Genomic DNA, 2,760 nt, shown 5'->3' with positions numbered 1-2,760 from the left:
TCCCCATTATCGGGGACACTCACAAGGTAACGGGAATGCGACCGGGGAAGCCCAACGCATGTGGGCCTCGAGCATTCGCGTTTTAGCGCTTCAGCCCCGCGATCATGGTCTTCAAGTTGCTGCGCAGGAAATCCTCGTAGGTTCCCGCGACCGTGCCCGGCTTGCCGAGCTCATCGGAGTGCAGTGGCTCGTCGAAGATCGGAATCCCGGCCTCCTTCGAGACGGTCTTCATGGGGCGCGTATCCACGTTCGACTCCACGAACAGGTGCTTCGGGCGCTTGTCCTTCAGCTGGCGCACGAGGTGTCCGATCTGCGCGGGGGAGCCGTTTTCATCCGTGTCGATCTGCCAGATATACAGCTGCTCCATGCCGTAGGTGTCGACCATGTATTGGAAGGCATGTTCACTGGCCACGAGCACACGATCCTCCTTCGGCAGCGCACCGATCTGCTCGCGGTAGTCGGCGTCGATGCTCTCCAGCATGGCCTTGTACTCCGCCCCCTTCTCCTCGATGTGCTCGGCACGCTCGGGCAGGGCCTCGGCCAGCGCCGCGGTCACGTTCTCGGCCATCGCGATGCCGACGGTCGGGTCCAGGAAGGCGTGCGGGTTGATCTCCTGATTGCCCTTTTCGTCCTTGAGGTACTTCGGTTCCACGCCCTTGGTGGCCTCGACCATCTGGGAATCGTCCAGGCCCGCGGTGTTTTTCAGTTTCGCGAGCCAGCCGTGCTCACCGCCCTCGAGGTTCAGCCCGTTGTAGAACAGCAGGTCGGCGTCGCTCGTCGCATCCAGGTCCGCGGGCAGGGGGTCGTAGTCGTGCGGGTCCGTGCCGGTCGGCACGAGGTTATGGACGTCCACCGCCTCGCCGCCGATCTCCTCCACCAGGTCCGCCAGCAGCGTGAAGGTGGTGACGACGTTCAGCTGCTCACCGTCTGCCTTCTCCTCCGTCGAGAAGGTCACGGCCCCGAACACGAGGGCACCGCCCACCAGGAGGGCCAACAGCGCGGCCAGTGGCTTATTGCCCAGCGAGCGAGCAATCAGTCCCTTGCCTGGCGCGAAGAGGAAAGCCAGCAGGAACAGCGCGCTGGCGGTCAGCACGATCGTCACGCCGGAGGACACGTTGTAGCTATAGCTCAGGAACAGCCCCACTACGGAGCTGAGCGCCGAGATCGCCACTGAAAGCCCGATCATCACTCCCAGCCGGTTCGTCAGCAGGTACGCCGCCGACGCCGGAGTGATCAGCAGGGAGACCACCAGGATCACGCCCACCGTCTGCAGGGAAATGACCGTCACCAGCGTGAGCACCACCATCAGCCCGTAGTGGATTGCCCGCACGGGCACGCCAGCCGACTGCGCCATGACGGGGTCGAAGGTGCTGAGCTTGAGCTCCTTGTAAAAGACCAGCGTGAGAATCAGCACGGCAGCGGCAATACCGATCGAGAGGTTGCGGTCGGCGTCCTGAACGGTCAGGACGTTGCCGAAGAGGATCTCCGTCAGATCCGTCGCCGTCTGCGCTTTCGCCATGAGCAGCACGCCGATCGCGAAGAAGGTGGAAAAGACGATGCCGATCGCCGAATCGTTCTTCACAGTGGAGCGTTCGCTGATCAGCCCGATCGCCAGTGTGGCGAGTAGACCCGCGACCACCGCCCCGAGGAAGAGGTTCGTGCCGAGCAGGTAGGAGGCCGCGACCCCCGGTAGTACGGCGTGCGAGATGGCGTCGCCGATCAGGGCCATGCCGCGCAGCACGATGAAGCTGCCGACGATGCCGCAGGCCACGCCCACGATCACCGAGGTGATCAGCGCTTTTTGCAGGTAGCCGTGGCTGAGTAGTGAGTCGAGGAACTCCGCGATCATGCTGTCTCCTCCTGGAGGGCTGCCTGCCGTGGCGTGGGGTGGGCTGGTGCTGACGGCTCGCGGATGACGAGCGCGCCGAAGGCCTTCTGCAGCACGTCGGGGACGAAGACCTCCTCGGTGGGACCCGCCGCGACGAGCTCGCCGTTGAGGACGATGAGGTCGTTGTAGTAGCCGCGCACCGTGTTCATGTCGTGGTGCACGACGACGACGTGCTTGCCCGCGTCCGCCATCTGCCGCAGCAGGGTCACGATCGTCTTCTCGCTGGGGACGTCGATGCCGACGAAGGGCTCGTCCAGGAAGATGTACTCCGCGTCCTGGACGATGGCGCGGGCAAAGAGGACGCGCTGGAACTGTCCGCCCGAGAGTTCGCTGATGTGGCGGTGGCGAAAGTCCCACATGTCGACGTCCTTGAGAGCCTGGGTGGCTGCTTCGCGTTCGGCCTTGCCGGGGCGGTGGAAAAGACCCAGGCGCGGGTAAGTGCCCATCAGGACGGTGTCGAAGACGCTGGTGGGGAAGTTGCGGTCGAGGTCAGAGCGCTGCTCGATATAAGCGATTGCGCGGCGCTGCTCGGCGGGGGCCTTGCCGTCGAGGGTGACGGGGTAGCCGGCAGGGGCGCCGGTGGGGCCTGTGCCGTGGACGTTGTGTTTGTCCAGGATCTGGAGCATCGCCTTCATGAGGGTGGATTTGCCTGAGCCGTTGGGGCCGATGATGCCGTGCATGCCGGGGGAGTCGAGGGTGAAGCTGATGTTCCGAATCGCGGTGTTCGCGCCGTAGCTCACGCTCAAGTTCTGGACGCTAATACTCATGGCAGCCAAGAATAGTGGTCAGTTCAATGAATCACCAAGTTCAATGTATTGACCTTTGGGGTGGGGTGGTGTTGGGGGGGTGTCCCTATGTTTTTGTCAAGTGCC

The 2,760-nt window shown here is 63.7% G+C and carries 2 protein-coding genes; both read right to left on the bottom strand.

Going from position 1 to position 2,760, the window contains the following annotated elements; all coding sequences use genetic code 11:
- Positions 1 to 82: 82 nt before the first annotated feature.
- Positions 83 to 1,849, bottom strand: coding sequence for a metal ABC transporter solute-binding protein, Zn/Mn family (locus HMPREF2847_RS08350; RefSeq protein ID WP_222865187.1), 1,767 nt, complete (start codon positions 1,847 to 1,849; stop codon positions 83 to 85).
- Positions 1,846 to 2,655, bottom strand: coding sequence for a metal ABC transporter ATP-binding protein (locus HMPREF2847_RS08345; protein ID WP_035006260.1), 810 nt, complete (start codon positions 2,653 to 2,655; stop codon positions 1,846 to 1,848). The genes HMPREF2847_RS08350 and HMPREF2847_RS08345 overlap by 4 nt, the downstream gene beginning before the upstream one ends.
- Positions 2,656 to 2,760: the final 105 nt, after the last annotated feature.

The organism is Corynebacterium sp. HMSC074C03 (assembly GCF_001838285.1).
In the GTDB taxonomy this organism is placed as follows: Bacteria; Actinomycetota; Actinomycetes; order Mycobacteriales; family Mycobacteriaceae; genus Corynebacterium; species Corynebacterium amycolatum.
Note: the sequence above shows the minus strand (reverse complement) of the source record. Positions and strands in the feature narration are given on the sequence as shown.

Coding starts and splice junctions, on each gene's coding strand:
- HMPREF2847_RS08350 (WP_222865187.1), bottom strand. CDS start 1,849: ATGATCGCGGAGTTCCTCGACTCACTACTCAGCCACGGCTACCTGCAA.
- HMPREF2847_RS08345 (WP_035006260.1), bottom strand. CDS start 2,655: ATGAGTATTAGCGTCCAGAACTTGAGCGTGAGCTACGGCGCGAACACC.